We start from the raw sequence: 25,946 nt of genomic DNA, 5'->3' as shown, positions 1-25,946 counted from the left end.
GAAGGAACAGCCCCATGGATCTGCGGAACCTGCTGACCGACGACCGCCCCTTCGCCCGCCCGTCTCCCACCACCACCCTCAACCGACTGCTCCACGAGCAGACCCCTTTTGCCTTGTTGCGCCGCCGCGCCCCCGGCCGCGACCACGACACCGTGGAGGTCCTGCGCGGCCCGGTCACGACCTGCGAACACCTCGCCGACCTGCCCGAAGGCCTCGCCCTCATCCCCTTCCGGCAGATCAGGGAGCGCGGCTTCGAGGTGACCGACGACGGCACACCGCTCATGGTCCTCACCCCCGAGGAGACGGACGAGGTGCCGCTCGCCGAGGCCCTCGCGGCGCTGCCCGACCACGAGGTGAGGGTGGCGGAGGGCGCCTTCGACGTGAGCGACGAGGAGTACGCGCGGACCGTCGACCGGGTCCTTCGGGAGGAGATCGGCGGCGGCGAGGGCGCGAACTTCGTGATCCGGCGGACGTACCGGGGCGAGCTCCCCGGGTTCGGGCGGGCCGACGCGCTGGCGCTGTTCCGCAGGCTGCTCGTGGGTGAGCGCGGGGCGTACTGGACGTTCGTCGTGCACACCGGGGGCGAGGACGGGCGGACGCTGGTCGGGGCGAGCCCGGAGGTGCACGTGCGGATGTCCGGCGGGACGGTCGTGATGAACCCGATCAGCGGGACGTACCGCTATCCGCCCCAGGGCCCCACGGCCGACGACCTGCTGCGCTTCCTCGCCGACGGCAAGGAGACCGAGGAGCTGTCGATGGTCGTCGACGAGGAGCTGAAGATGATGTGCACCGTCGGCGACCGCGGCGGGGTGGTCGTCGGCCCCCGGCTGAAGGAGATGGCCCACCTCGCGCACACCGAGTACGAGCTGCGCGGCCGCTCGTCGCTGGACGTCCGTGAGGTGCTGCGGGAGACGATGTTCGCGGCGACCGTCACCGGCTCGCCCGTGCAGAACGCGTGCCGGGTGATCCGGCGGCACGAGGCGGGCGGGCGCGGCTACTACGCGGGGGCGCTGGCGCTGATCGGCCGGGACGCGGGTGGTGCGCAGACCCTGGACTCGCCGATCCTGATCCGTACCGCCGACATCGACGCGCGCGGGGGCCTGCGGGTGCCGGTCGGCGCGACGCTGGTGCGCGGCTCGGATCCGGCGGGGGAGGTGGCGGAGACGCACGCGAAGGCGGCCGGGGTGCTCGCCGCGCTCGGGGTGCGTCCGGGTCGGCCGCGGCACGAGGGCGCGCGGCCCGCGCTCGCCGAGGATCCCCGGGTGCGGGCGGCCCTGGACGGGCGGCGGGCGGGGCTGGCCCCGTTCTGGCTGCGGATGCAGGAGCCGTCGGCGGAGCTGTCCGGGCACGCCCTTGTGGTCGACGGCGAGGACACGTTCACGGCGATGCTCGCGCATGTGCTGCGCTCGTCGGGCCTGACGGTGTCGGTGCGCCGCTACGACGAGCCGGGCCTCGCGGACGCGGCCCTCACCCACGAGGGCCCTGTCGTCCTCGGCCCCGGTCCCGGGGATCCCGGCGACTCCGGGGACCCGAAGATGCGGTTCCTGCGGGCGCTCGCGGCGGAGCTGATCCGCGGCCACCGGCACCCGGTGCTCGGGGTGTGCCTCGGCCATGAGCTGATCGCGGCCGAGCTGGGCCTGGAGATCGTCCGCAAGGAGGTGCCGTACCAGGGGGCACAGACGACGATCGACCTGTTCGGGCGGGCCGAGACGGTCGGCTTCTACAACAGCTTCGTGGCGCGCTGCGACGAGGAGGCGGCCGTCGAACTGGCGGCGCACGGGATCGAGGTGAGCCGGGACCGGGCGAGCGGGGAGGTGCACGCGCTGCGCGGACTCGGGTTCGCGGGGGTGCAGTTCCATCCGGAGTCGGTGCTCTCGCTGCGCGGGGCGCAGGTCGTGCGGGAACTGCTCGGTCAGCTGCGGGGCGCGGCGGGCACGAGGACGTTCTCGGAGCGGCGGCCCGCCTGATAGTCGAGGACGTTCTGGACGGTGGTGTCGATGATCTGGCTCACGGCGTCGACGGTGTAGTACGCCTGGTGGGAGGTCACCACGACGTTCGGGAAGGTGACGAGGCGGGCCAGGGTGTCGTCCTCGACGGCCTCCAGGGACTTGTCGAGGAAGAAGAGCCCGGCCTCGGCCTCGTACACGTCGAGGCCGACGCCGGTGAAGCGGCCCGCGCGCAACTCGCTCACCAGGGCGTCGGTGTCGATCAGGCCGCCGCGGCTGGAGTTCACCAGGATCGCGTCGTCCTTCATCGCGCGCAGGGCGCTCGCGTCGATGAGGTGGTGGGTGGCGGGGAGCAGCGGGACGTGCAGGCTGATCAGGTCGGACTCGGCGAACAGCTGTTCCTTCTCGACGTACTTCATGCCGAGTGCGGCGCACGCGGGGTTCTCGGCGACGTCCCAGCCGAGGAGGTTCATCCCGAAGCCGTGCGCGATCCGGGTGAAGGCCTCGCCGATCTTGCCGGTGCCGAGGACTCCGGCGGTGCGGCCGCGCAGGTCCCGGCCCATCAGGCCGTCGAGGCGGAAGTCGAAGTCGCGGGTGCGGTTGCTGGCGCGGACGATGCGGCGGTTGACGGCGGTCGCCAGGGTCCAGGCGAACTCGGCGACCGAGTACGGCGAGTAGGAGGAGACGCGGGCGACCGTCAGGCCGAGGCGTTCGGCGACCTGGAGGTCGATGTTGTTGAAGCCGGTGGAGCGCTGGGCGATCATCTGCGTGCCGCCGGCGGCGAGGGTCTGCAGGACGCGGTTGTCCAGGCTGGCGTTGACGCTGGTCGAGATGATCTCATAGCCGGCGGCGATGGGGGCGGTGTCCTCGTTCAGGAAGACGTCCAGGCACCGGGTGTCGTGGTGCGGCGCGAAGGCCTTCTCGATGAGGGGGCGCTCGTCCGCCTGGACGCCGAAGGCAAGGATCTCCACGATTGGCTCCCGGTCTCGCGTGCGTTGCCCCCGCGCCGCCGAATATACGGTCCCGCCGCCGCACCCGCCGCCCGACGGCGCGGTTCAGCCGGGGGCCGCTCGCTCGGGTCAGCCGAAGAAGACGCCCACCTCCTGGTAGAGGGCGGGGTCGACCGTCTTGAGCCTGGCGGTGGCGTCGGCGATGGGGACGCGGACGATGTCCGTGCCGCGCAGGGCGACCATCTTGCCGAAGTCGCCGTCGCGCACGGCGTCGATCGCGTGCAGGCCGAAGCGGGTGGCGAGCCACCGGTCGAAGGAGCTGGGCGTGCCGCCCCGCTGGACGTGTCCGAGGACGGTGGTGCGGGCCTCCTTGCCGGTGCGCTTCTCGATCTCCTTGGACAGCCACTCGCCGACGCCGGAGAGCCGCACGTGCCCGAAGGAGTCGAGGGTGCCGTCCTTGAGGACCATCTCGCCGTCCTTGGGCATGGCGCCCTCGGCGACGACGACGATCGGCGCGTAGGAGGCCTTGAAGCGTGAGGTCACCCAGGCGCACACCTGGCCGAGGTCGAAGCGCTGCTCGGGGATGAGGATGACGTTGGCGCCACCGGCGAGCCCGGAGTGCAGCGCGATCCAGCCGGCGTGGCGGCCCATGACCTCGACGACGAGGACGCGCATGTGCGACTCGGCGGTGGTGTGCAGGCGGTCGATGGCCTCGGTGGCGATGCCGACGGCCGTGTCGAAGCCGAAGGTGTAGTCCGTGGCGGACAGGTCGTTGTCGATGGTCTTCGGTACGCCGACGACGTTGATGCCGTACTCGTCGGTGAGGCGGGCGGCGACGCCGAGGGTGTCCTCGCCGCCGATGGCGATCAGGGCCTCGACCTCGTGCTTGGCGAGGTTCTCCTTGATCCGCCTGATGCCGTTCTCGACCTTGAGGGGGTTGGTCCGCGAGGAGCCGAGGATGGTGCCGCCGCGCGGCAGGATGCCGCGGACGGCGGGGATGTCGAGTTGGACGGTGTCGCCTTCGAGGGGTCCGCGCCAGCCGTCGCGGAAGCCCACGAAGTCGTACGCGTACTCCTGCACGCCCTTGCGGACGACGCCCCGGATGACGGCATTGAGTCCGGGGCAGTCGCCGCCTCCGGTCAGAACTCCGACCCGCATGGAAATGTCCCTTCGCCGCGATTGCGCTGACGCGGGCCACGCTAATGGTGATCCGCGTCACTTCGGCATGGGACGAACCGTGAATTCCGGGGCGTGGTCCGGGAGTTGCGATGGAGAGGGGGGCTCCGGTTCACCCGAAGGAGGTCATGTACGAACGCCGGGGCCGGGGATCAGGTCCCGGTCGACTCGTCGGTGTCGAGGCCGCGCTCGATCGCGTACCGCACCAGCTCCACCCGGTTGTGCAGCTGGAGCTTGCCGAGGGTGTTCTGGACGTGGTTCTGCACGGTGCGGTGCGAGATGACGAGGCGTTCGGCGATCTGCTTGTAGCTGAGGCCCTTGGCGACCAGGCGCAGGACCTCGGTCTCGCGGTCGGTCAGGCGCGGGGCGCCGGGCTCGTCGGGGGTCGCCGGGGCGGGCTCGGAGGCCAGGCGGCGGAACTCGCCGAGGACCAGGCCCGCGAGGCCGGGGGTGAACACGGCGTCGCCGACGGCGGTGCGGCCGACGGCGTCGATCAGCTCGGCGGTGGACGCGGACTTCAGGAGGTAGCCGGTGGCGCCGGACTTGACCGCCTCCAGGACGTCGGCGTGCTCGCCGCTGGCCGAGAGGACCAGGACGCGCAGGGCGGGATTGGCGCCGACGAGTTCCTTGCAGACCTGCACGCCGGGCTTCAGCGGCAGGTTCAGGTCGAGGACGAGGACGTCGGGCGCGGCGGCCTGGGCGCGGCGCACGGCCTGTTCGCCGTCGCCCGCGGTCGCCACCACGTCGAAGCCGGACTCGGCGAGGTCCCGGGCGACGGCGTCGCGCCACATCGGGTGGTCGTCGACGACCATGACCTTGACCGGCGCGGCGGCGTCCGCCCCGGCCTGCCCGGCCACGGGCTCCTGGTGCTGCTCGTGCTGACTGCTCATCGTTCCGCTTCCGCCTTCCCCCCGTCCCGCACGCGCGGGACGCTCAGTTCCACTTCCGTGCCCTGGCCCGGCACCGAGATCAGCTCGGCCGTGCCCCCGATGTCCCGCAGCCGCCCCCGGATGGACAGCGCAACCCCGAGCCGCCCCTCCCCCTCGGCCTGGGCGAGCCGCCCCTCCGGGATGCCGGGGCCGTCGTCGCGGACCGTCACGACGACGGCGTCGGGCTCGTCCTCGACCAGGATCCAGGCGCGGGCGTCCGGCCCGGCGTGCTTGCGGACATTGTCCAGGGCGGCGCCGACCGCGGCGGTCAGCTCCCTGGCGGCGTGCGGCGCGAGCGGCACCGCGGCGCCCGGCTCCGACAGGGTCACCTTCGACCCGGCGAAGGGCGCGAGGAGCAGGCGCAGGTCGCAGCTGGTCGCGCCGGTGGTGCCGTCGCCGTCGGGGCCTTCGGGGTCGTCGGGTTCCTCGACGAGCCGGACGACGGCGCCCTGGGAGGCGTCCTCCGAGGCGTACGAGGTGGGGATCAGGCCGCCTGCGACCAGGGTGCGCAGAGCGACCTCCTGCTCGCCCGCCATCCGGCCGAGCTCGGCCGCCTCGCCGCCGATGGCGGTGCCGCGGCGCTGCACCATGGCGAGGACCTGGAGCACGCTGTCGTGGATGTCGCGGGCGAGGCGTTCGCGCTCGCGGGTCGCGGCCTCGATCTCCAGGGCCCGGGCGAGGGTGCGCTCGGAGGCGCGGGCGACCTCCACGACGTAGCCGATGGCGATGGAGGCGATGCAGACGAGGAGGACGTTGTGGACGGTGTCGCGGCTGAACGCGCCGCGCTGCACGACGTTGGCGACGCCCACGAGGAGCGAGGCGAAGGCCGCCCAGCGCCAGCCGCCCTTGATCGCGAAGGCGAGGACGGAACCGGCCGTCCATATGGACGGCAGCGTCGGCCCGCCGTCGACGACCCGCCAGTGCTCGACCGCGACCGGCGTGAGCAGGATGCCGGTGAGCGCGACCCCGAGGTCGACGGCGAGGAAGCGCTTGGTGCAGCTGGCGGCGCCGGAGACCTTGGGGACGGTGGCGAGCGTCCAGGCGGCGAGCACCACGTAGTAGCCGACGGCGAGCCAGGGGCGGGCGAAGGCGGAGTACCCGGCCACGAAGAGGCCGATGGCGTACAGCATGGTCAGCACGCGGTACGCGGTCAGGGCACGCCACAGCGGCTGCTCGACCGACATTCGCATGACCTTCTCGCGCCTGGCCACTACCCCACCCCACAGGACGCCGTCGTGCGCCCCTCTCCCACGGACGCCCCTCTACACGGACGCGGCTACGCGCCGGACCGTTCCTTGGCCGCCGCTTCCTTGGCGGCTGCCTCCTTGGCGGCCGCTTCCTTCTTGGCCGCCTCCTTCGCCGCCTTGGCCGCCTCGCTGAGCTGACGCTTCGCGGCGGTCGCGTAGATGTCGACGTACTCCTGGCCGGAGAGCTTCATGATCTCGTACATGACCTCGTCGGTCACGGCCCGCAGGACGAAGCGGTCGTGCTCCATGCCCTGGTAGCGGCTGAAGTCCAGGGGCTTGCCGATGCGGATGCCGGGCCGCATCAGCTTCGGCATCACCTTGCCGGGCGGCTGGATCTTCTCGGTGTCGATCATCGCGACGGGGATCACGGGCGCGCCGGTGGCCAGGGCCACCCGGGCGAGGCCGCCGGGCTTGCCGCGGTAGAGGCGGCCGTCGGGCGAGCGGGTGCCCTCGGGGTAGATGCCGAACAGCTCGCCGCTCTCCAGGACCTCGATGCCGCTCTTGATGGCCGCCTCGCCCGCGCCGCGCGCGCCCGAGCGGTCCACCGGGAGCTGGCCGACGCCCTTGAAGAACGCGGCCGTCATCCGGCCCTTGATGCCGGGCGTCGTGAAGTACTCGGCCTTGGCGATGAAGGTGACCTTGCGGTCGAGGACCGCGGGCAGGAAGAAGGAGTCCGAGAAGGACAGGTGGTTGCTTGCCAGAATGGCGGGGCCCTCGGCGGGAATGTTCTCGAGGCCTTCCACCCAGGGCCTGAAGGCGAGCTTCAGGGGCCCTCCGATGGAAAGCTTCATTGCGCCGTAGATCAAACCGAGTGCCTCCTGTGTCTGTGGATCAGACCATAACCCGAGTGGGGCCCGCGCTCCTTCCGGAGCGGGGCCGACCGCCCCGGCCGGCGGCGGTCCCCGTAGGCGTCCGGTATGCGCGAAGGACCTGGTCGGTGTCAGTCCGGTCGCGTACGGTGAAGTACCCCCAGCTCTCTCGAGAAGGAGACCGAAGGTGCCGGTCCTCCCCGGAGCCGAGCCGTACCGCCACGAGGGCGGCGAGGTCGGCGTCCTGCTGTGTCACGGCTTCACCGGATCCCCGCAGTCGCTGCGCCCCTGGGCGGAGCATCTGGCGGAGCGCGGCCTGACGGTCTCGCTGCCGCTGCTGCCCGGCCACGGCACCCGCTGGCAGGACCTCCAGGTCACGGAATGGCAGGACTGGTACGCGGAGGTGGACCGCGAGCTGCGCGCGCTGACCGAGCGGTGCGCGGAGGTGTTCGTCTTCGGCCTGTCCATGGGCGGGGCGCTCGCGCTGCGGCTCGCCGCGAAGTACGGCGACGCGGTGCGCGGCGTGGTCGTGGTCAACCCGGGGAACAAGGTGCACGGCCTGGCCGCGCACGCCCTGCCGGTGGTCCGCTTCCTGGTGCCCTCGACCAAGGGCATCGCCAGCGACATCGCCAAGCCGGGCTCGGACGAGATCGGGTACGACCGGGTGCCGCTGCACGCCGCGCACTCGCTGCGCCGGTTCTTCCAGGTCGTCGACGCCGAGCTGCCGCAGGTCACCCAGCCGCTGCTGCTCCTGCACAGCCCGCAGGACCATGTCGTGCCGCCCGCCGACTCCGCCCGCGTGCTCAGCCGGATCTCGTCCACGGACGTCACGGAGATCCTGCTGGAACAGAGCTACCACGTCGCGACGTTGGACCACGACGCGGACCGGATCTTCGAGGAGAGCTTCACGTTCATCGGCCGGCTCGCCCCCAGCGCAGGCAAGGAAGGGACGGCCACCGGTGGCTGAGCAGCACGACGCGGAGGAGAGCCGCGAGGACGACAGCCGCGAGCCGCAGGAGCAGGCGGTGCCGATCGACGAGGACGCCGCCTGGCAGGCCATCGTCGCCGGGTACGGCGAGGAGCCCGCGGACCCGCCCGGCGCCAAGCCGTTCAAGTCCGTGGAGGACCTGGCGCTCCTGGAGCCGGAGACCAACGGCCCCGCGGGCGGCGACACCGACGGCGCCGGGAGCGGCGGCAAGGGTGACGGCGGCGGGAAGGGTGCCGACGGCGCGGGCAAGGCGCTCGGCAGCTCCGTGTCCTTCGCGCCCGGAGTGGGCGGCGCGGGCCCGCGGGACTACAGCGCCGCCGAGGCGTCCGAGGACGACTTCGACCCGGACGACGAGGGCCACTTCGTGCCGCCCGAGCCGCCGCCGCTGCCGGACGCGGAGGTCACCGCCAAGTTCGCCTGGCTCGCCGTCATCGGCGGCCCGCTGCTGCTGTTGCTCGCGGTGCTCCTCGGGTGGCAGATGACGTGGTGGCTGACCACGCTCGGGATCGGTGGGTTCCTGGGTGGCTTCGCCACGTTGGTCGTTCGGATGAAGAGCGACGACGAAGAGGACGACGACCCCGGGCGGGGAGCCGTCGTCTGAACCTCCGTCACACGACGTCAGGCAGGCACCCGTAGCGCCGCCAACACCGGCAGGTGATCCGTCGCCGCACGGAGGTCCGCCTCCGTCACGCCCTCGTGGTCCAGCGGCACGCCGCAGCCCAGGACTTCGATGCCCTTCGTGGCGAAGATGCCGTCGATGCGCTGGTGCGGGTCGGCCGGGGTGGAGGTGTACTCGCCGCCCCAGGGCTCCGTGGCCCAGCAGTCGCGCAGGCCGGTGGCGAGTCGGCGGAAGGAGCGGCCGTCGGGGCGGTCGTTGAGGTCGCCGCCCGCGACGGCGTGCTCCACGCCCATCCCGGCGAGCTGGTCGAGCAGCATCCCGCTCTGCTCGTACCGCTCCTTGTTCTGCAGGCTCAAGTGACAGCTCAGGACGCCGAGCCGGGCGCCGCCGAAGCGCACCACCGCCGTCGCGAAGCCGCGCCGGTGCAGCCCGGGGGTCAGCGGCAGCAGCACGTCCTCGGTGCGCTCGACGGTGGCGCGCAGGGAGCAGAGGAGGGCGGGACCGGCTGCGGTGCCGCCGCCGGAGAGCATCACGAGGTCGGTGGCGCGGGCGAGCCGGGCCAGCTTCTTGCGCCACCGGAAGAACCGGGGCGCCTCCTGGATCAGGACGAGGTCGGGCGCGCACGCGGCGATGACGCGGGCGAGCGCGTCGGTGTCGTCGCGCATCGAGCGGATGTTGTAGCTGAGCACCCGGACGACGGCCGAACCGTCCGTTTCGGTGCGGGAGTTGGGCAGCGCGGGTGTCGGGCTCGTCGGCATGGCGATCAAGATACGGGAAACCCCGGACGGGCCGGAGAATTCCGGCCCGTCCGGGGTTTCCCCTGGGCTCACCCGTGCGCCGGGTTCACATGATGGGGTCGGGCTCCCGGGCCAGGTCGGCCGCGCCGACCATGCCCGCCTTGTTGCCCAGCTGCGCGGCGATCACTTCCGCCTGCGGACGCCACTGCGCCCCGACGAGCCAGCGCTTGAAGGACTTGCGGATCGGGTCGAGCACCAGCTCGCCCTCGTCCGAGAGGCCGCCGCCGACGATGAACGCCGACGGGTCGAACAGCGAGGCCAGGTCGGCGAGTCCGGCGCCGACCCAGCGGGCCAGCTCGCGGTAGGAGTCCACGGCGACCAGGTCGCCCTGGCGGGCGGCCATGGAGATGTGCTTGCCCTCGATGCCGTCGGGGGTGCCGTCGCCAAGGGAGAGCAGGTACTCGGCGTTCTCCGGCGTGGCGTTGGCGCGCTGCTTGGCGTAGCGCACGAGGGCGCGGCCCGACGCGTACTGCTCCCAGCAGCCCTGGCTGCCGCAGCCGCACAGCAGGCCGTCCGGGACCATCCGGATGTGGCCGAACTCGGCGGCCACGCCGAAGTGGCCGCGGCGCAGCTTGTTGCCGATGATGATGCCGCCGCCGAGGCCGGTGCCGAGGGTGATGCAGATGGCGTTGCGGTGGCCCTTGCCGCCGCCGAACTTGTACTCCCCCCAGGCCGCCGCGTTCGCGTCGTTCTCGACCACGACCGGCAGGCCGACGCGCCGCTCGACCTCGTCCTTCAGCGGTTCCTGGCGCCAGTCGATGTTCGGTGCGAAGTAGACCGTGGAGCGCTGCCGGTTGACGTATCCGGCGGCGCCGATGCCGACGCCGACGATCTCGTGCCCGGCCCGGGCGCCCTCGACGGCGGAGGCGATCGCGTCGACAATGGCCTCGGAGGTGCCGGGGGTGGGCACCTTGAACGTCGACAGGATGTGACCGTCCTCGTCGACCACTCCGGCCGCGATCTTCGTGCCGCCGATGTCGACGCCGATGGTGAGTCCCATGAATCCCTCAGTTCGATCGAGCCCCGCTACGGCCCACCGTACCCGAGGGGGGTCAGTCCAGATCGATGTGTTCCCCAGGTCCGGGGCCCTCGTCGCGGCGATCCGAACCGTCCGGGGCGGCGGCCGCGGTGTCATCGCGCGTCCAGCGGGCCTCCTGACCGGTGACCGCGCTGCGGTAGGCGGCGAGCAGCTCCGCGCCGGCCGCCGCGAGGTGGTCGAAGACGTCGGGGTTGCGCTCGATGACGGGCTCCACCGCGGCCTTCGCCTGCCGGACCACCTGCTGCACCGTCTCCTGCACGGCGCCCTGGGCGACCGCGCCGAGCAGCGGTGACTGGCCCCCCGACAGACTCGCGAGCTTGTCGGAGACGGCGTCGACGAGCTTGCGCAGCTCCTCGGCGGCCGATCCGGGCGGCGGCCCGTACTGGGCACGGCGGCGGGCCTTCTCCGCCGCGAGGTCCTCGGCGCAGGCCGTGGCCCACGCGTCGGCGTCGGCGGGGGCGGGGCGCTCCGGCTCGGAAGCGTCGTGCGCGCCGTGCTCGATGGATTCGCTCATGACGGGCTGACTCCTGCGCAGGACCGATGAATTCGTACTCTCGACGTTACCCGAACGGCGGCAGGCCGTTCACCGGGTCCGGGGCCACAGGTCCGGGTCGGGGGCGAAGCGGATCCGCAGGGTCCCGTCGCGCAGGGCGGCGCCGGTGACGGTGCAGCGGCGCAGCGCGGAGGGCAGCGCGGCGATCCGCCGGAACGGTCCCGCGGTGATGACCAGTTCGTCGCCGCGCCGGACCAGGTCGAGGTCCTCGCGCACGGCGCCGGGCAGCGGGATGGACCAGTGCAGCAGGTTGTCCGTGGCGAGCGCGTCGGTGACGGGCCAGTGGACCGGGTCGGGGGCCGGTCCCGGGCCGGGGGCGCCGAGGGCGGCGAGGTCGTCGGCGCCCCGGGGGTCCGGGCCGAGGTAGGGGATCCCGTGGGTGCGGTACGTGTGCGTCCACTCGCCGAGCGTCTTGTGCTGCTGGGCGCGCAGGGCGGTGAGCCAGGGTGCCGGGTCGGGGCCCTGGGGCTCGGGTGCGACGCGGTTGGCGAGGAGTCCTTCGAGGGGCAGTCCGTGCAGGGCGAGGCCCGTGGCGGTGCGGGCCACGGCGTCGGCGCCGGCCGGGCCCGGCTCGGCGACCAGGCGGACGCCGGTCCCCGGGTCCTCGATCACGGCCTGCGCGGCGGCGAGCGCGGTGTCCCAGCGGTCGGCCGCCTCGTACAGCGATCCGGCGGGCACGGGGACGCCCGCGAGGCGGCCGAGTACCGGGCGCAGCGCGCGGGCCGCCCGCCGCTCCGGGGGCAGCAACCGGCGCAGGTAGCGGCGCAGTTGGGCGGGCAGGGCGAGGAGCGCGAGGGCGCGGGGGGCGGCGGGCAGGTCGACGACGACGGTGTCGTACGAGTCCGGGGCCGCGCGCAGGGCGCTCAGGAGGGCGAGGTCCTCGGCGCCCGGCAGCGGGGTCAGCTCCTCGTCGTCGAGGCGTCCTGCGCCCAGGAGGTCCAGGGCGGGTCCCGCGTGCTCCTGGAGGGTGAGCAGGCCCGCGCGGAAGCCGGGGTCCGGGTCCGGGCGCAGGGCGGTCAGGCCCGGGGCGACCTGGACCGGGCGGGGGCCCGTGGGGGTGCCGAGCGCCGCGCCCAGGGTGTCGGCGCGGTCCGCGGACAGGAGCAGGGTGCGGGTGCCCTCGCGGGCGGCGGTGAGGGCTGTGGCGGCCGCGAGGGTGGTGCGGCCGGCTCCGCCGGGGCCGGTGAGGAGGAGGGTGCGCATGCGGTGGGACTCTACGTCGGTGGGGACGGGGGGTGCCCGGGGCCCCACGTCAGAGGTGCCGTGGGCCGCAGCGCACCCGGGCGCTACGCCTTCGTCTCCACGCGCTTCTTCAGGCCCGCCAGGGCGCGGTCGATGATGACCTTCTCCGCCTTGCGCTTGATCATGCCGAGCATGGGGATCTTGACGTCGACGGTCAGCTGGTAGGTGACCTCGGTGCCGGTGCCGGCGGGCTTCAGGAGGTAGGAGCCGTCCAGGGAGCGCAGCATCTGGGACTTGACCAGGGTCCAGGACACCTCGTGCGCTCCGCTCCAGGTGTACGCGAGGGTCTGGTCGTCCTTGATCGCTCCGGCGTCCATGACCAGCCGGACCTGCTCGGCGCGGCCGGAGTCGTCGGCCTGGAGGACCTGGGCCTCCTTGACCTCGCCGGTCCACTCCGGATAGCGGGCGAAGTCGGCGATCACGTCCATGACGTCGGCCGGTGCCGCCTCGATCGTGATGCTCGAGCTGGTGTATTCCGCCATCGCGGTGGCTCCTCCAGATGCGGTCCGGTGCGGGCGCTTGTGCCTGCCCGCTGAAGGCTACCGCGCACGCGACCTGCGACGGTCACCCAGCCCACTGAAGCGCCCAGGGCCGCCCCGACCCCGCGAAGTGCCCGACGTTCACGCACTCCGTCGACCCGATCCGCATGCGGCTGACGAGCGGCTGGTGCACATGGCCGAAGAGCGCGTACCGCGGCCGGGTGCGCCGGATCGCGTCGAGGAGCGCGCGGCTGCCCCGCTCGAAGCGGCGCGCCACCGTGTCGTACACGAGCTCGGGCACCTCCGGCGGGATGTGGGTGCAGAGCACGTCGACCTCGCCGACGGCCTCGATCTTGGCGGCGTACTCCTCGTCGCTGATCTCGTAGGGCGTGCGCATCGGGGTCTTGAGGCCGCCGCCGACGAAGCCGAAGACGCGGCCGCCGATCTCCACGCGCTCGCCGTCGAGGACGGTCGTGCCGGGACCGGCGTATTCGCGCCACAGCTGTGGCATGTCGACATTGCCGTACGTGGCGTACGTAGGGGTGGGGAAGGCGGCGAACAGCTCGGCGTACTGCTTGCGGACCGCCTGCTCCACGGCGGGGCCGCGGTCGAGGCCGGCCCACAGCGAGGCGCCGAAGGCACGGGCCTCCTCGAAGCGGCGGGCGGTGCGCAGCTCGACGAGGCGGGTGGCGTTCTCGGCGCCGAACAGATCGGGGAAGATGCCGCGCGCGTGGTTGGCGTAGTCGAGGAAGAGGACCAGGTCACCCAGGCAGATCAAGGCGTCGGCGCCGTCCCCGGCGCGGGCCAGGTCCGCGGCGTTGCCGTGCACGTCACTGACCACATGGACCCGGAAACCTCGCATGCCGGTCACCTTATGGCGGCGGGGCCGGGGCCGACCAGGGCGGGGTGGCCGGGCGGGCGCGGGCGGCGGACCTGCGGTTACTTCCGAGTCAGGAAGAGCGTGGCGTACTGTGCGGTTCAGACCATAACGTCGTGTGACGCACGGAACATCTGGCCCGGCCCCCCTACCGAACCAGCCATACCGGTGGGTAACGTCCGGGCAGTCCAGTAGTGCTCAGCCCCTCACGCAATCCCGAGGAACCCCCAGAGCCCCCCGACTGAGCACCTGCCCGACCTTGGACCGCACCGTCGCATCGCACAACGTCGTGGCGTCGGCGCCCTATGTAGGAGCAGCAGTCTTGCGCGAGTTCAGCCTTCCGGCCCTGTACGAGGTCCCCGCGGACGGCAATCTGACCGACATCGTCCGCAGAAACGCCGCGCAGCACCCGGATGTGGCGGTCATCGGCCGCAAGGTGAACGGCAGTTGGCAGGACGTCACGGCCACGGCCTTCCGCGCCGAGGTGCGGGCCGCCGCGAAGGGCCTGATCGCGGCGGGCGTGCGGCCCGGCGACCGGGTCGGCCTGATGTCGCGTACGCGCTACGAGTGGACGCTGTTCGACTTCGCGATCTGGAGCGCGGGCGCGGTCTCCGTGCCGGTGTACGAGACCAGCTCGGCCGAGCAGATCCAGTGGATCCTCGGCGACTCGGGCGCGGTGGCCTGCGTCGTGGAGACCGACGGGCACGCCGAGGCCGTCGAGTCGGTGCGGGACCGGCTGCCTGCGCTCACGCAGGTGTGGCAGATCGACCGGGGCGGCGTCGAGGAGCTGAACCGGGCGGGCGCCGAGGTCTCCGACGAGACCGTCGACGAGCGCGGTGCCGTCGCGGGCGCCGACGACCCCGCGACCATCGTCTACACCTCCGGTACGACCGGTCGCCCCAAGGGCTGTGTGCTCACCCACCGCAGCTTCTTCGCGGAGTGCGGCAACGTGGTGGAGCGCCTGAAACCGCTCTTCCGCACCGGCGAGTGCTCCGTCCTTCTCTTCCTGCCCGTCGCGCACGTCTTCGGCCGCCTGGTGGAGGTGGCCGCTCTGATGGCCCCCATCAAGCTCGGCCACGCGCCCGACATCAAGCACCTCACCGACGAACTCGCCGCGTTCCGGCCCACGTTGATCCTCGGTGTGCCGCGCGTCTTCGAGAAGGTCTACAACGGCGCGCGCGCCAAGGCGCAGGCCGACGGCAAGGGCAAGATCTTCGACAAGGCCGCCGACACGGCGATCGCCTACAGCCGCGCCCTGGACACCCCGGGCGGGCCCTCGATCGGCCTCCGCATCAAGCACAAGGTCTTCGACAAGCTGGTCTTCAGCAAGCTGCGGGCCGTCCTCGGCGGGCGCGGCGAGTACGCCATCTCCGGCGGCGCCCCGCTCGGCGAGCGGCTCGGCCACTTCTTCCGCGGCATCGGCTTCACCGTCCTGGAGGGCTACGGCCTCACCGAGTCCTGCGCCGCCACCGCCTTCAACCCCTGGGACCGGCAGAAGATCGGCACCGTCGGGCAGCCGCTGCCCGGCTCCGTCGTCCGCATCGCCGACGACGGCGAGGTGCTGCTCCACGGCGAGCACCTGTTCTCCCACTACTGGAACAACGAGGCCGCCACCGAGGAGGCCCTCGCCGACGGGTGGTTCCACACCGGGGACATCGGCACCCTCGACGAGGACGGGTATCTGCGGATCACCGGCCGCAAGAAGGAGATCATCGTGACGGCGGGCGGCAAGAACGTCGCTCCCGCCGTCATCGAGGACCGCATCCGGGCGCACGCGCTCGTCGCCGAGTGCATGGTCGTCGGGGACGGGCGGCCGTTCGTCGGGGCGCTCGTCACCATCGACGAGGAGTTCCTCGGGCGGTGGGCCGCCGAGCACGGCAAGCCGACCGGGGCCACGGCCGCCTCCCTGCGGGAGGACGCCGATCTGCTCGCCGCCGTCCAGCAGGCCGTCGACGACGGCAACGCGGCGGTCTCCAAGGCCGAGTCCGTCCGGAAGTTCCGGGTCCTGCCCGCGCAGTTCACGGAGGAGTCCGGGCATCTCACGCCGTCGCTGAAGCTGAAGCGGAATGTTGTCGCCAAGGACTATGCGGACGAGATCGAGGCGTTGTACCGGGGCTGAGGGGCGGGTCCTTGCCGGGGGCTCCCCAATCCCACCCCTTCCCGAACCTGGGGCTCCGCCCCAGACCCCGCTCCTCAAACGCCGGAGGGGCTGAAAACTACCCGCACATTCCCAGCCCGCCCCGGGGATATTTCAGCCCGTCCGGCGATTGAGGACGAGGCGCGAAGCGCCGATCAGGGGGGTCCAGGGGGCGCAGCCCCCGGTTTCGGAGAAGGGGCGGGACTGGGGCGCACCCGCGAGGCCTACAGCAGCTCCCGCAGCCGCTCCGCCAGGAGGTCCCACCGCCACCGCTCCTCGACCCAGCGCCGCCCCCGCTCCCCCATCCGCTCCCGCAACTCCGCATCACCGAGCAGCGCCAGAATCCGGTCGGCGGAATCCTCGGCGGAGCCACCCCGCACGACCCACCCCGTCTCCCCGTCGAGCACGGCATCAGGCGCCCCGCCAGAATCCCCGGCGACGACGGGAAGCCCGGTGGCGGAGGCCTCCAGGTAGACGATGCCGAGCCCCTCGACGTCGAGCCCCCCGCGCCGCGTACGGCAGGGCATCGCGAAGACGTCCCCCGCGCCGTAGTGGGCGGGCAGCTCGGCCCAGGGCACGGCCCCGGTGAAGACGACGGAGTCCGCGACCCGCGTCTCGGCGGCGAGGCGCCGCAGGTCCTTCTCGTAGGGCCCCCCGCCCACGATCAGCAGCACCGCGTCCGGCTCCCGGGCCAGAATCCGCGGCAGGGCGAGGATCAGCGTGTCCTGCCCCTTGCGCGGCACGAGCCGCGAGACGCACACGACCACCGGCCGGTCGGTGAGCCCGAGCCGGGCCCGCACGGCGGCGCCGCCGGAGCCGGGGTGGAAGGTCTTCTCGTCGACGCCGGGCGGCAGTTGGACCATGCGCCCGGCCGCGGCGGGGCTGACCGCGGCGGCGATGCGGGAGCGGGTGTACTCGCCGAGATAGGTGATCGTGTCGGTCGACTCGCCGATCCGGCGCAGGAGTTGCCGGGACGCGGGCAGCTGCGCCCACCCGGCCTCGTGCCCGTGCGTGGTCGCGACCAGACGCCGCGCCCCGGCCCTGCGCAGCGCGGGCGCCATCAGGCCGAGCGGCGCGGCGGCCCCGAACCACACGGACGTGCAGTCGTGTTCACGCAGCAGCGAGACGGCGCGCCGGGTGACGCGGGGCGTGGGGAGCAGCATCGTCGTGGGGTCCCGGACGACCTGGAAGGGCTGCTCGGCGTCGAAGGCCGCGGTGGCCTCGGCGCCCTCGCGGCCGCGCTTCCAGGTGGAGGCGTAGACGACGATCCGGGCGGGGTCCAGGCGCAGCGCCATGTTGTGCAGGAACGCCTGGATGCCACCGGGCCGGGGCGGGAAGTCGTTCGTGACGATCAGGGTCTTGTGCATCGCCGCCGACAGTACCGGCCGGACGCCCGCCCGCGCCGCACGGCCCCGCCTCGCCCGCCCGCGCCGCCCCGCCCGGCATCATGACTCCCCAAAACCCACTTAAACGCATCAAAAGCGGGCGAGGTAGACATGACGGGCACGGGACAGCCGGGGACGACCACGAGGGCCCTCACCGCGGGGGCCGAGCCCGGGCAAACCGAACCGGACGGACCCGAACCACCACCCCGTCCGCGTCGCTCCCTCACCATCCCCGAACTCCGCCTGCTCGCCCTCTGGATCCCCACCCGCGCCCTCCTCCTGCTCTGCGTCTTCCGCGTCGTCGTGATCCCCGGCCCCGACGTCACCAGCGACGTCTCGTTCATCTACCAGAGCTGGTACGAGGTCCTGCGCACCGGCACCTTCCCGCTCGACGACGTCACCTGGCAGTACCCGCCCGCCGCCGCGCTCGCGATCCTCGGTCCTGCCGCGCTGCCGTTCCTCGGCTACCCCGCCGCGTTCTTCCTGCTCGCGTTCCTGGCCGACGCGGTCGTGACGGGGCTGCTCGTGCACGCGGGCGGGCGGCCCGGCAGGACGCTGCGCGGGGCCTGGGTGTGGACGGCGGGGGTCGCCCTGCTCGGGCCGACCTCCTACGCCCGCTACGACCTGATGGTGACCGCCGTCGCCGTCGCCGCGCTGCTCGCGGGGGCGCGCCGGGCCCGCGTGGCGGGGGTGCTCGCCGGGTTCGGGGCGGTGGTGAAGGTGTGGCCGGTGCTGCTGCTCGTCGGTGTGCCTCGGGGGCGGGCGGCCCGGCGTTCGTGGGGTGCCGCGGTCCTCACGGCGGGGGCCGTCACGCTGGCGTTCGTGGTGGCGATGCCGGGGGCCCTCGCGTTCCTGACGTTCCAGCGGGACCGGGGCACGGAGGTCGAGTCTCTCGGCGCCCTCGTCTTCCATGTGGCGCGCCAACTGGGCTGGCCGGGGGAGGTACGGCTCAACTACGGCTCGGTGGAGTTCCTCGGCCCGTACGTCCCGCTGGTCAGCGCCGTGGCGCAGGTGCTGTCGCTGGCCGCGCTGGGGTGGCTGGTGCTGTGGCGGGTGCGGGCGCGGGTGTGGACGGCCGCCACGTCCGCGGACGCGGCCTTCGCCGCGGTGCTGCTCTTCACCACGACGAGTCGGGTGATCAGTCCTCAGTACATGCTGTGGCTCGTCGGGGTCGCCGCCGTCTGCCTTGCCTGGCGCGGCAGCCGGATGGTGTGGCCCGGCGTCCTCGTCCTCGCGGCCACGTTCGTGACGTTCCTGGAGTTCCCCCTCTGGTTCGCCCACGTCGTGGCCAGCGACGCGCTGGGCGTGACGCTCCTCGTCGTCCGCAACGGCCTGCTCGTCGCGGCGACGGTGCTGGCGTGCCGGGGGGTGTGGCGGGGGGCGGTGCCTCGCGGTGCGCCCCAGGCCCGCCCCTGCTCCGAAACCGGGGGCTGCCGCCCCCTGGACCCCCGCTGATCGGCGCTCCGCGCCTCGTCCTCAAACGCCGGACGGGCTAGAGACAGCCCCTCCGGCGTTTGAGGAGCGGGGGTCTGGGGGCAGCGCCCCCAGTTACGGGAAGGGGCGGGCTTGGGGAGCTCCCAGCTGGGCCCCACCTCACCCCAACTCCTCCCGCACATAAGCCCGCCACCGCCCCGTGAAGTCCTCCCCCGTCGTGCCGAGCACATCCCGCAGGGCCCCCTCCACCGCCCCGGCCCGCTGCCGATGCCGCCCCACGGCCTCGTAGAAGGCGCGCAGCTTCTCCTCGCCCCACTCCTCCGCGATCATCCGGCAGGCCAGCCAGGACCCCTCGTAGGCCCGCGCGAGCCCCGCCGCGTCGCCGCTGAAGCCGAAGGCGTCGTCGGCGGGGAGGGCGGCGGGCAGGCGGCCGTCCACGACGGCGCGGCGGAGTTCGGGGGCGGCCTGGTGGGGGGTGCGGTCGGTGCCGCGGTAGCCGACCCAGTCGGCGAAGCCCTCGGAGAGCCAGAGGGGGGTGGCGCGGGAGGTCCGGGAGCGGGTGGCGACGTGGGTGGTCTCGTGGGTGAGGACGACCTGCTTGCCCAGCTCGCCGAGGACGCCGTACGCGTCGGGGTTGACGACGATCCGGTCGGCGGGCGTCCGGCCGGAGCCGCCGGCCTCGCCGGTGGTGACGGCGGCGATCCCCTGGTAGCCGGAGGCGGGCGCGCCGAGGAGGTCGGCCATGGTGTCGAGGGACTTGGGGACGAGGACGACGACCTTGCCGGGCCAGTCGCCGCGCCAGGCGTCCCGCACGGCGGGCACCGCGCGGTCGGCGAGCTCGGCGTACCGCCGCAGCTCGGCCCGTTCGCGGCCGACGCCGAGGATGAGGCTGTGGGTGCCGCGCACGGCGTCGACGCGGCCCTGGTCCCAGAGCTGCTCGGAGGCCTTCGCGGCGGGGCGCTCGGCGGTGACGTACCAGCGTCCGTCGCGCCGCTGGAGGGACAGGGACCGCTCGGCGGTGAGGGGCGCGCGGTCGTAGCCCGCGACGCGGTAGCTCAGGTCGGCGGTGGCGGTGGCGCGGCCGCCGTCGCGCTCGAAGTCCTTGAGGCGGTACGTCCAGGACTTCAGGGGGACGTCGCGCAGCCGGTCGTAGGCGGCGGTGGGGCCGCCCGTCGCCCGGTAGGCCCCGGGGTCGCGCTCCAGGACGGCCGCGGCGCGCCGGTCGAGCAGCCGCCGCACGTCGGCGGGGGCGCCGTCCGCCGGGTCGTCGCGCCCACAGCCCGTGAGCGCGGCGGGGGCGAGCACCGCGAGGCACACGCCCGCACCCGCCGCCGCCCGCGCGCTCCGCCCACGCCCCTGCCCTCGACCAGCCACGTTCCCGATCGTACGGGGCCCCGGGGCCGCCGCCCCGGGCCGTGCGGCCGAAGAGCGTCGGTCAGACCCGCGTCACCGACGACACCGGCATCATCCCCACCGGGTCGTAGCGCACCGCCGCGCCGGGGTAGGGCGCGTGCACCACCTGGCCGTTGCCGACGTACATGCCGATGTGGCTGGCGTCGTCGCGGTAGGCGACGAGGTCGCCGGGCTGCGCCTGGCCGAGCGGCACCCGCTGTCCCGCGCCCGCCTGGGCCTGCGAGGTGCGGGGCAGCCCGACGCCCGCCTGCGCGTACGACCACTGGGTCAGGCCCGAACAGTCGAAGCCGGTGGGGCCGTTGGCGCCCCACACGTACGGCTTGCCGACCGCGGAGCGGGCCGCGGCGATCGCGGCGGCGGCGCGGCCCGACGCCGGGGCTCCGGCGCCCGCGAGGTCGGGCATGTCGGCGCGGCCCGAGCGCGAGGACCGGTCGTCCCGCTCGCGCTCCGCCTCCGGCAGCGAGTTGAGCAGCTGCCGGGCCTTGGCGAGCTTGGTCTCGACGGTGCGCTTGTGGTGGGCGACCGTCTTGCGGCTCTCCTCCAGCTCGGTGAGCTTGCGGGTGGCCTCGGAGCGCTCCTGGGCGAGTTCGCGCTGGGCCCGCTGGAGCTCGGTGAGTTCGCCGCTCTGGCGGGCGCTGAGGCGGCTGAGGGCCGAGGCCCGTTCCAGATAGCCGTCGGGGTCGGAGGAGAGCATCAGGGCGAGCGCGGGGTCGATGCCGCCCGAGCGGTACTGGGCACCGGCGAGCGAACCGAGGGCGCCGCGCATCACGTTGATGCGCTCCTGGCCTCTCGCGACCTTGTCCTTGGCCCGTTCGACCTGGTCGCGCAGCGTGTCCGCGCGCTCGTCCGCCTTGTTGTACGCCTCCGTCGCCTTCTCGGCCTGCTCGTAGAGGCGGTCCACCTTGGCCTTGGTGTCGGACCGCGGGTCCTGCGGGGCGGCGCCCGCGGGTGTCGCGGCCAGGGCCGCCGCGGCGGCCGCGGCGGACAGGACGGTGATGGTGGCGGTGCGTACGCACCGGTCGGGACCGGTGGGTGCTGCGGGACGGCGATGGGATCCCACGGGAAGCCGCTCTCCCTTCCGCTGGAACGGACCCCCGCGGGGGCGGGGGACTGTCGGTCCCCGCGCGGGGCGGGGCCGCTCCCCGGAGTCGGGGAACGCGCGCGACAGTAGCGGCGTGATCAGGTCGCGGCCAAAGACCCCGGGCGCCTACGCACAGTGACGCCCCGCCTCTGACGCAGGTCATCGGCGGGGCGCGGGGTCAGCGGAAGTTACCGGAATTCGCCCGATCGGACGGTGCGTCGGGCGCCGGTGGGGGCGGACGTCAGATGCGGACGCCGAACTGGAACGGCATGTTGTTGATCGACTCGTAGCGGACCACGGTGCCGGTGCGCGGCGCGTGCAGGACCTGGCCGTTGCCCGCGTAGAAGCCGACGTGGTGCAGGTCGCCGTAGAAGATCACGAGGTCGCCGACGCGCAGGTCGCTCTGCGAGGCGATGCGCGTGCCGTAGTTGGCCTGGGCCTGCGAGGTGCGCGGGATGTTCATGCCGGCCTGGGCGTAGGCCCAGGAGGTCAGGCCGGAGCAGTCGAAGGAGCTCGGGCCCGTGGCGCCGTAGACGTAGGGCGAGCCGATCTTGCTCTGTGCGGCGGCGTACGCGGACGAGGCGCGGCCCGAACCCTTGGCGGGGGCGCCGCCCTTGGAGTCGGGCTTGTCCATGGCCTGGCGCTCGGAGTCGCGCGAGGCGCGGTCCTCCTTGGCCTTCAGGGCGGCGCGCTCGGCGGCGGACAGGGAGTTCAGGAGGCGCTGGGCCTCGCCGAGCTTGCCCTGGACCTCCTTCTTCTTCTTGCCGAGTTCGGTGCGCGTGGTGGCGAGGTCGCCGAGCTTGTCCGCGGCCTCCTTGCGCTGCTGCGCGAGGGTGCGCTGCTTGGCCTGGATCTTCTTGAGGGCCTCGGCCTGCTTGCTGCTGAGCTGGTCGAGCGCGGAGGCCTTGTCCAGGTAGTTGTCCGGGTCGGACGAGAGGAAGAGCTGCAGGGAGGGGTCGATGCCGCCGGAGCGGTACTGGGCGCTGGCGAGCGAACCGACGCCGCTGCGCAGGTCGTTGAGGTCGTCCTGACCGCGGGCGACCTTGTCCTGCAGGGTGTCGACCTGCTTCTCCAGCTTCTCCTGCTTCTCCTTGGCGCCGTTGTACTTCTCGGTCGCCTTCTCGGCCTCTTCGTAGAGCTTGTCGACCTTGGACTTGACCTCGTCCTTGCTCGGCTTCTCGTTCGGCGCGGCGTTCGCTGCCTGCGAGGTGAGCGCGACGGCCGCAGCGGCGGTCGCGGTCAGCACGGTCACACGGGCACGGCCCGGCTGCTTGGGTCGACGGTGTGACGCCACGAAGGCGGCTCCTTCGATGAGTGATCAACAGAGCGGAGGTCTGGGCGTGACCCTAGTGACCAGCCGATGATCAGATCAAATCCTGACCATGAAAAAGTCGACCGCCAAGCGTTTTCTTTACGAAGAATCGACGCGCGGTAGCGGTCATTTGACGCTCCGTCTCGCACGCACACGACCCAATTCGGGCATTCGGTACGGGAGTTACGGATGGGGCTCAGCCCCGTGAAAGCCGCTTCAGGAGCACCGCGGACGCCACCGGGCGCGCCCCCGCCTTCGCGATCCCGTCGGCCACCTCGCGGTCGGTCGACACCACGATGACGGGCCGCCCCGGCGGTTCGGCGCGCACCAGCTGCCGGATCAGCTCGTCCGCCGTCACCCCGGCCTTGGAGAAGAGGACCCTTACCCCGCGCGGCGGCGCGAGCAGCACCGGCGCGGCCAGCTCGGCGCCGTCGAAGACGCAGGTCACCTCGGCCCCGCTCTGCAGCGCGAGCTGGGAGAGTGAGCCGAGCAGGCGCAGCCGCTGCTTCTCCAGGGGCATCGTGGGATAGCCGGTCTTGGTGACGTTGTAGCCGTCGACGACCAGATGCGCCTGCGGCAGGGCGAGCAACTGGTCGAGAATGGCCGGATCGTTCTCGGACAGCGCGCGGGCGGCGATGTCCTTCGGCGTCATCCGGCCGGGCTCGACGGCGTCGACGGTCTCGGCGGGCCGCACGGACACCGGCGGCAGGGCCAGTTCGCGGCGCAGCCCCTGGGCCGCCTCCAGGACGGTGTCGAGCAGCAGCCGCACCCGCATGTCCTCGACGCTGCGGCCCTCGCGCGCGGCCCTGCGGGTGGCCTCCAGGGCGGCCTCGGCCTCACCGAGGCGGGCCTTGAGCCGACGTGCCTCGCTCTCGGCCGCGGACAGCTGGGTCTGGCCCTCGGCGCGCACGGCGTCGGCCTCGGCGGCCGCCTTGCGCAGCGCCGCCTCGCCGCGCTTGATGTCGCTGAGCGCGGCGCGCAGTTTGCGGTGGGTGGCGTCGACCTCGCGCTTGGCCGCGTCCAGCTCGGTGCGCAGGCGCTCGGTCTCGGCCTTGGTGTGGGTGCGGGCGGCGGCCAGCTCGGCGCGCAGCCGCTCCAGCTCGGCGCGGGTCTCCTCGTCGGCCCGCTCGGCGTCGGCGCGCTGGGCCTCCTCGCCCGCGGCGGTGACGAGCTTCACCCAGCCGAGCGGGCGCAGCACGTAGGCGGCGGCCGCCACGTCCAGCGGGTCGGCGGCGGGCGGCGGCGTGCCGGCGTCCAGGGCCTCGGCCAGCTCGGGCTGTGCCTCGCGCAGGCGTTCGCCGATGCGCTGGCGGAAGAGGGGGTCGCCCTCCAGGGCGGCGGCCATGGCGTTGGCCGCGAACTTCACCCGCCTGCTCGGGGTGAAGCGCGCGTACTGACGCAGCTGGGCCGGCAGTTCTGCGACCGTCAGGCCGCCGAAGCCGTCCGACACGATCTGCACGACCGCCCGCCGCACGCCGTCGGGCAGCGGACGGTCGAGCACCTCAGCGGCGCCGTCCTCCGGCGTTCCGCCCGCGCTCTCCACCATCGGTCACCCCACTAGCTGTGCGGGGCCCGCTCCCGTTTCAGGAGCCGGCCCCGGGCCTGTCCACGAGTTCCACCTGATCCACCGCGTTGCACCAGCGGCAGCGGACCGACTCGATGGTCTCACTGACCACCTCGCGTTCCTCGACCTTCGGCGCTCCGGCCAGGTCGAGGTGCACATACTCGACGACCTTCGAGGAGCGGGTCACGTCGAAGCGCGTGAGGTTGCCGCACAGGGCGCAGCGCCATCGGGTGGTTTCGGTCGGCAGGGGAACCGTCATCGTGACGTTCGCTTTCCTTCGGGAACCGTGGTGCGTATTGCCCGTAACCCTAAGGCCTGCGTAAGGGGCTCCGTACGCACATGGGTGGGCGAGGCGATCTGCCCGGATCGCTGCCGTTACGTCATGCTCTGTTCATGATCACTGCGTGGGTCCAGGCCACCGGTCGGATGGTCGGGCGACAGTCGGCTCCGGTGACGTACGCGCTGATCGTCGCGTGCTGTCTGATCTTCCTGATCTCCCCGGGCTCCGGGCTCAACCCCTCCTACGGCACCGGCGACGAGCTGATCGCCGCGCAGCGGGCCTACTTCGAGCGCTGGGGGGTCGTACCCGTCGAACTCCTCGGCGGGAAACCGCGGGCCGCGCTCACCGCCCTGACGGCTCTGTTCGTGCACGGCAGCTGGCTGCACCTGCTCGGCAACATGCTCTTCCTGTACGTGTTCGGGGTGATGGTCGAGGAACGCATGGGCCACCTCCAGTACCTGCTCTTCTACCTCGGCTGCGGATCCCTCGCCCTGCTCGCCTACGCGATCGCGCACGCGGACTCCGGCCAGACCCTGGTGGGGGCCTCGGGGGCGATCTCCGCCGCGCTCGGCGCCTTTCTGTATCTCTTCCCGAAGGCGCGGGTCACCAGCCTCTTCCCGTTCCTGTTCTTCCTGCCGCTGCGGTTTCCCGCGTGGGTGGTGCTGCCGTTCTGGGTGGCGTTGCAGTGGGCGGCGGCGGGGCAGGAGCGGCAGGGTCCCGGGGTGGCGTATCTGGCGCACCTGGTGGGCTTTTCGTTGGGGTTTGTCTACGCCTGGGGGCGGCGGCAGGGGCCAAGTAGAGTGAAAGCCTCTGGAACGGCCACCGAGGGAGACAGTCAGCCGTGATCACCGCGATCGTGCTCATCAAGACCAGCGTGGACCGGATCCCCGAGATCGCCGAGTCGATCGCCGCCCTCGACTGCGTCAGCGAGGTCTTCTCCGTCACCGGTACGTACGACCTGATCGCCATGGTCCGGGTGTCCCGCCACGACGACCTCGCGGACGTCATCCCCGGCCGGATCAGCAAGATCCCCGGCGTGGAGGGCACGGACACGCACGTGGCGTTCCGCACGTACTCGCAGCACGACCTGGAAGCGGCGTTCGCGATCGGCCTGGACTCCTAGCCCCGTCCGGACCGGCCGGAGAACAGGTGTGCCCGGCCGCTCCCCGGATGAGGGATTCTTCATCTGCGGCTCATGCTGATGACGCGGTACGCCACGCACCATCGCCGCCATGGTCTTCTCCCATCGCATCGCGGCCCTCGCGGCCGTCGTGGCGATTCCGCTGGGCATCGCCGTGACGAGCTACGCCCTCACCGACAGCCCCACGTCGCCCAAGGTGCCGCCCAAGGTCGAACTGGAAAGCGGCTCTCCGTCCACCGCGCCGACGAAGCCCCAGCCCACCCCCAGCGACCAGGTGGTCTCGCCGCCCCCGGTCGGCGAGAACTCCACGGACGGCAGGGGCAACCAGGACGATCAGGGCGACGATGACGACGACGGCAGCACCGGATCCCACTCCCCCGGAGCGACCGGCAAGCCCGGTTCCTCCGGCGACGACGACGCGGACGACGGGCCCGGCGACGACGGACCCGGGGACGACTGAGCCGACGGCCGACCCGGCGACCGACCCGGCGACCGGCCCCGCGGCGGCCCCCGAGCCGTCCGGCGCCGCGCACCGCCGCATCTCCGCG

At 72.9% G+C, this 25,946-nt stretch carries 25 protein-coding genes; 8 read left to right on the top strand and 17 right to left on the bottom strand.

Translation table 11 applies throughout. From position 1 onward, the window contains the following. Window positions 1-14 precede the first annotated feature (14 nt). Window positions 15-1,967, top strand: coding sequence for an anthranilate synthase family protein (locus AB6L24_RS09000; protein WP_405653976.1), 1,953 nt, complete (start codon window positions 15-17; stop codon window positions 1,965-1,967). Here AB6L24_RS09000 and AB6L24_RS08995 read toward each other — a convergent pair. From AB6L24_RS08995 to AB6L24_RS08975, 5 genes are all read right to left on the bottom strand, one after another. Then, a complete protein-coding gene (locus tag AB6L24_RS08995) occupies window positions 1,913-2,917 on the bottom strand; it encodes a 2-hydroxyacid dehydrogenase (RefSeq protein ID WP_405653973.1) in 1,005 nt (334 codons plus the stop codon). The two genes, AB6L24_RS09000 and AB6L24_RS08995, sit on opposite strands and share 55 nt — an antisense overlap. Before the next feature lie 108 nt (window positions 2,918-3,025). Further along, the gene (locus AB6L24_RS08990; protein WP_405653971.1) at window positions 3,026-4,054 is read right to left on the bottom strand and encodes a 6-phosphofructokinase; all 1,029 of its coding nucleotides are present in this window, start codon (window positions 4,052-4,054) and stop codon (window positions 3,026-3,028) included. A 170-nt stretch (window positions 4,055-4,224) separates the two neighbouring features. Next, on the bottom strand, window positions 4,225-4,962 hold the full coding sequence (locus AB6L24_RS08985; protein WP_405653968.1) for a response regulator: 738 nt from the start codon (window positions 4,960-4,962) through the stop codon (window positions 4,225-4,227). Further along, window positions 4,959-6,212: a MacS family sensor histidine kinase gene (gene macS / locus AB6L24_RS08980; protein WP_405653966.1), complete on the bottom strand. Its 1,254-nt coding sequence runs from the start codon at window positions 6,210-6,212 to the stop codon at window positions 4,959-4,961. The genes AB6L24_RS08985 and macS overlap by 4 nt, the downstream gene beginning before the upstream one ends. A gap of 65 nt (window positions 6,213-6,277) precedes the next feature. Beyond that, complete coding sequence (locus AB6L24_RS08975) at window positions 6,278-7,039, bottom strand: lysophospholipid acyltransferase family protein (RefSeq protein WP_380851935.1); 762 nt, start codon at window positions 7,037-7,039, stop codon at window positions 6,278-6,280. A 205-nt stretch (window positions 7,040-7,244) separates the two neighbouring features. Between AB6L24_RS08975 and AB6L24_RS08970 the strand changes: the two genes are divergently transcribed. Next, complete coding sequence (locus AB6L24_RS08970) at window positions 7,245-8,024, top strand: alpha/beta hydrolase (RefSeq protein WP_380851938.1); 780 nt, start codon at window positions 7,245-7,247, stop codon at window positions 8,022-8,024. Next, a complete protein-coding gene (locus tag AB6L24_RS08965) occupies window positions 8,017-8,646 on the top strand; it encodes a hypothetical protein (protein WP_405653964.1) in 630 nt (209 codons plus the stop codon). Before AB6L24_RS08970 ends, AB6L24_RS08965 begins: the two co-directional genes overlap by 8 nt. A 17-nt stretch (window positions 8,647-8,663) precedes the next feature. Here the strand turns inward: AB6L24_RS08965 and AB6L24_RS08960 are convergent, their stop codons facing one another. From AB6L24_RS08960 to AB6L24_RS08935, 6 genes are all read right to left on the bottom strand, one after another. After that, complete coding sequence (locus tag AB6L24_RS08960) at window positions 8,664-9,422, bottom strand: endonuclease/exonuclease/phosphatase family protein (RefSeq protein WP_405653962.1); 759 nt, start codon at window positions 9,420-9,422, stop codon at window positions 8,664-8,666. Between the two features lie 85 nt (window positions 9,423-9,507). Next, window positions 9,508-10,461, bottom strand: coding sequence for an ROK family glucokinase (locus AB6L24_RS08955; protein ID WP_087883749.1), 954 nt, complete (start codon window positions 10,459-10,461; stop codon window positions 9,508-9,510). Window positions 10,462-10,513: 52 nt separating this feature from the next. Next, the gene (locus AB6L24_RS08950) at window positions 10,514-11,014 is read right to left on the bottom strand and encodes a DUF5304 domain-containing protein (RefSeq protein WP_405653960.1); all 501 of its coding nucleotides are present in this window, start codon (window positions 11,012-11,014) and stop codon (window positions 10,514-10,516) included. 69 nt (window positions 11,015-11,083) lie between these two features. Beyond that, window positions 11,084-12,256, bottom strand: coding sequence for an ArsA family ATPase (locus tag AB6L24_RS08945; RefSeq protein WP_405653958.1), 1,173 nt, complete (start codon window positions 12,254-12,256; stop codon window positions 11,084-11,086). A gap of 83 nt (window positions 12,257-12,339) precedes the next feature. Further along, window positions 12,340-12,777, bottom strand: a complete 438-nt coding sequence (locus tag AB6L24_RS08940; protein ID WP_405653956.1) for an SRPBCC family protein — start codon at window positions 12,775-12,777, stop codon at window positions 12,340-12,342. An 82-nt stretch (window positions 12,778-12,859) separates the two neighbouring features. After that, the gene (locus AB6L24_RS08935) at window positions 12,860-13,636 is read right to left on the bottom strand and encodes a metallophosphoesterase (protein WP_405653954.1); all 777 of its coding nucleotides are present in this window, start codon (window positions 13,634-13,636) and stop codon (window positions 12,860-12,862) included. A gap of 337 nt (window positions 13,637-13,973) precedes the next feature. Here AB6L24_RS08935 and AB6L24_RS08930 point away from each other — a divergent pair, with 337 nt between their 5' ends. Further along, window positions 13,974-15,770, top strand: coding sequence for an AMP-dependent synthetase/ligase (locus AB6L24_RS08930; protein ID WP_405653952.1), 1,797 nt, complete (start codon window positions 13,974-13,976; stop codon window positions 15,768-15,770). Between the two features lie 242 nt (window positions 15,771-16,012). Here AB6L24_RS08930 and AB6L24_RS08925 read toward each other — a convergent pair whose 3' ends face one another. Next, on the bottom strand, window positions 16,013-17,155 hold the full coding sequence (locus tag AB6L24_RS08925; protein ID WP_405653950.1) for a glycosyltransferase family 4 protein: 1,143 nt from the start codon (window positions 17,153-17,155) through the stop codon (window positions 16,013-16,015). Window positions 17,156-17,284: 129 nt separating this feature from the next. On the opposite strand from AB6L24_RS08925, the gene AB6L24_RS08920 reads away from it, so the two are divergent. After that, window positions 17,285-18,628 (top strand): glycosyltransferase 87 family protein, encoded by a 1,344-nt coding sequence (locus tag AB6L24_RS08920; RefSeq protein WP_405653948.1) that lies wholly within the window; start codon window positions 17,285-17,287, stop codon window positions 18,626-18,628. Window positions 18,629-18,766: 138 nt separating this feature from the next. Here AB6L24_RS08920 and AB6L24_RS08915 read toward each other — a convergent pair whose 3' ends face one another. The 5 genes from AB6L24_RS08915 to AB6L24_RS08895 all read right to left on the bottom strand — a co-directional run bounded on the left by AB6L24_RS08915 (window position 18,767) and on the right by AB6L24_RS08895 (window position 24,236). Further along, entirely contained in the window at window positions 18,767-19,924 is a 1,158-nt protein-coding gene (locus tag AB6L24_RS08915; protein ID WP_405657102.1) for a hypothetical protein, read from the bottom strand. A gap of 118 nt (window positions 19,925-20,042) precedes the next feature. Continuing rightward, complete coding sequence (locus tag AB6L24_RS08910) at window positions 20,043-21,080, bottom strand: NlpC/P60 family protein (RefSeq protein ID WP_405653946.1); 1,038 nt, start codon at window positions 21,078-21,080, stop codon at window positions 20,043-20,045. 262 nt (window positions 21,081-21,342) lie between these two features. Further along, the gene (locus AB6L24_RS08905) at window positions 21,343-22,395 is read right to left on the bottom strand and encodes an NlpC/P60 family protein (RefSeq protein WP_405653944.1); all 1,053 of its coding nucleotides are present in this window, start codon (window positions 22,393-22,395) and stop codon (window positions 21,343-21,345) included. A 214-nt stretch (window positions 22,396-22,609) separates the two neighbouring features. Further along, a complete protein-coding gene (locus AB6L24_RS08900) occupies window positions 22,610-23,959 on the bottom strand; it encodes an NYN domain-containing protein (protein ID WP_405653942.1) in 1,350 nt (449 codons plus the stop codon). A gap of 37 nt (window positions 23,960-23,996) precedes the next feature. Continuing rightward, window positions 23,997-24,236, bottom strand: a complete 240-nt coding sequence (locus AB6L24_RS08895; RefSeq protein WP_030360887.1) for a hypothetical protein — start codon at window positions 24,234-24,236, stop codon at window positions 23,997-23,999. A 134-nt stretch (window positions 24,237-24,370) separates the two neighbouring features. Here AB6L24_RS08895 and AB6L24_RS08890 point away from each other — a divergent pair, with 134 nt between their 5' ends. The 3 genes from AB6L24_RS08890 to AB6L24_RS08880 all read left to right on the top strand — a co-directional run bounded on the left by AB6L24_RS08890 (window position 24,371) and on the right by AB6L24_RS08880 (window position 25,858). Then, window positions 24,371-25,102: a rhomboid family intramembrane serine protease gene (locus AB6L24_RS08890; protein WP_405653940.1), complete on the top strand. Its 732-nt coding sequence runs from the start codon at window positions 24,371-24,373 to the stop codon at window positions 25,100-25,102. Continuing rightward, entirely contained in the window at window positions 25,099-25,380 is a 282-nt protein-coding gene (locus tag AB6L24_RS08885) for an Lrp/AsnC family transcriptional regulator (RefSeq protein ID WP_030679502.1), read from the top strand. The genes AB6L24_RS08890 and AB6L24_RS08885 overlap by 4 nt, the downstream gene beginning before the upstream one ends. A 109-nt stretch (window positions 25,381-25,489) precedes the next feature. After that, window positions 25,490-25,858 carry a hypothetical protein gene (locus AB6L24_RS08880; protein ID WP_030360890.1) on the top strand — a complete coding sequence of 123 codons (369 nt, stop codon included), beginning with the start codon at window positions 25,490-25,492 and terminating at the stop codon, window positions 25,856-25,858. Window positions 25,859-25,946 lie beyond the last annotated feature (88 nt).

It is taken from the genome of Streptomyces sp. RK9, from assembly GCF_045070545.1.
Lineage (GTDB): Bacteria > Actinomycetota > Actinomycetes > Streptomycetales > Streptomycetaceae > Streptomyces > Streptomyces alboflavus.
The sequence above is the reverse complement of the archived record's forward strand: the minus strand, read 5'-3'. Positions and strand labels throughout refer to the sequence as shown.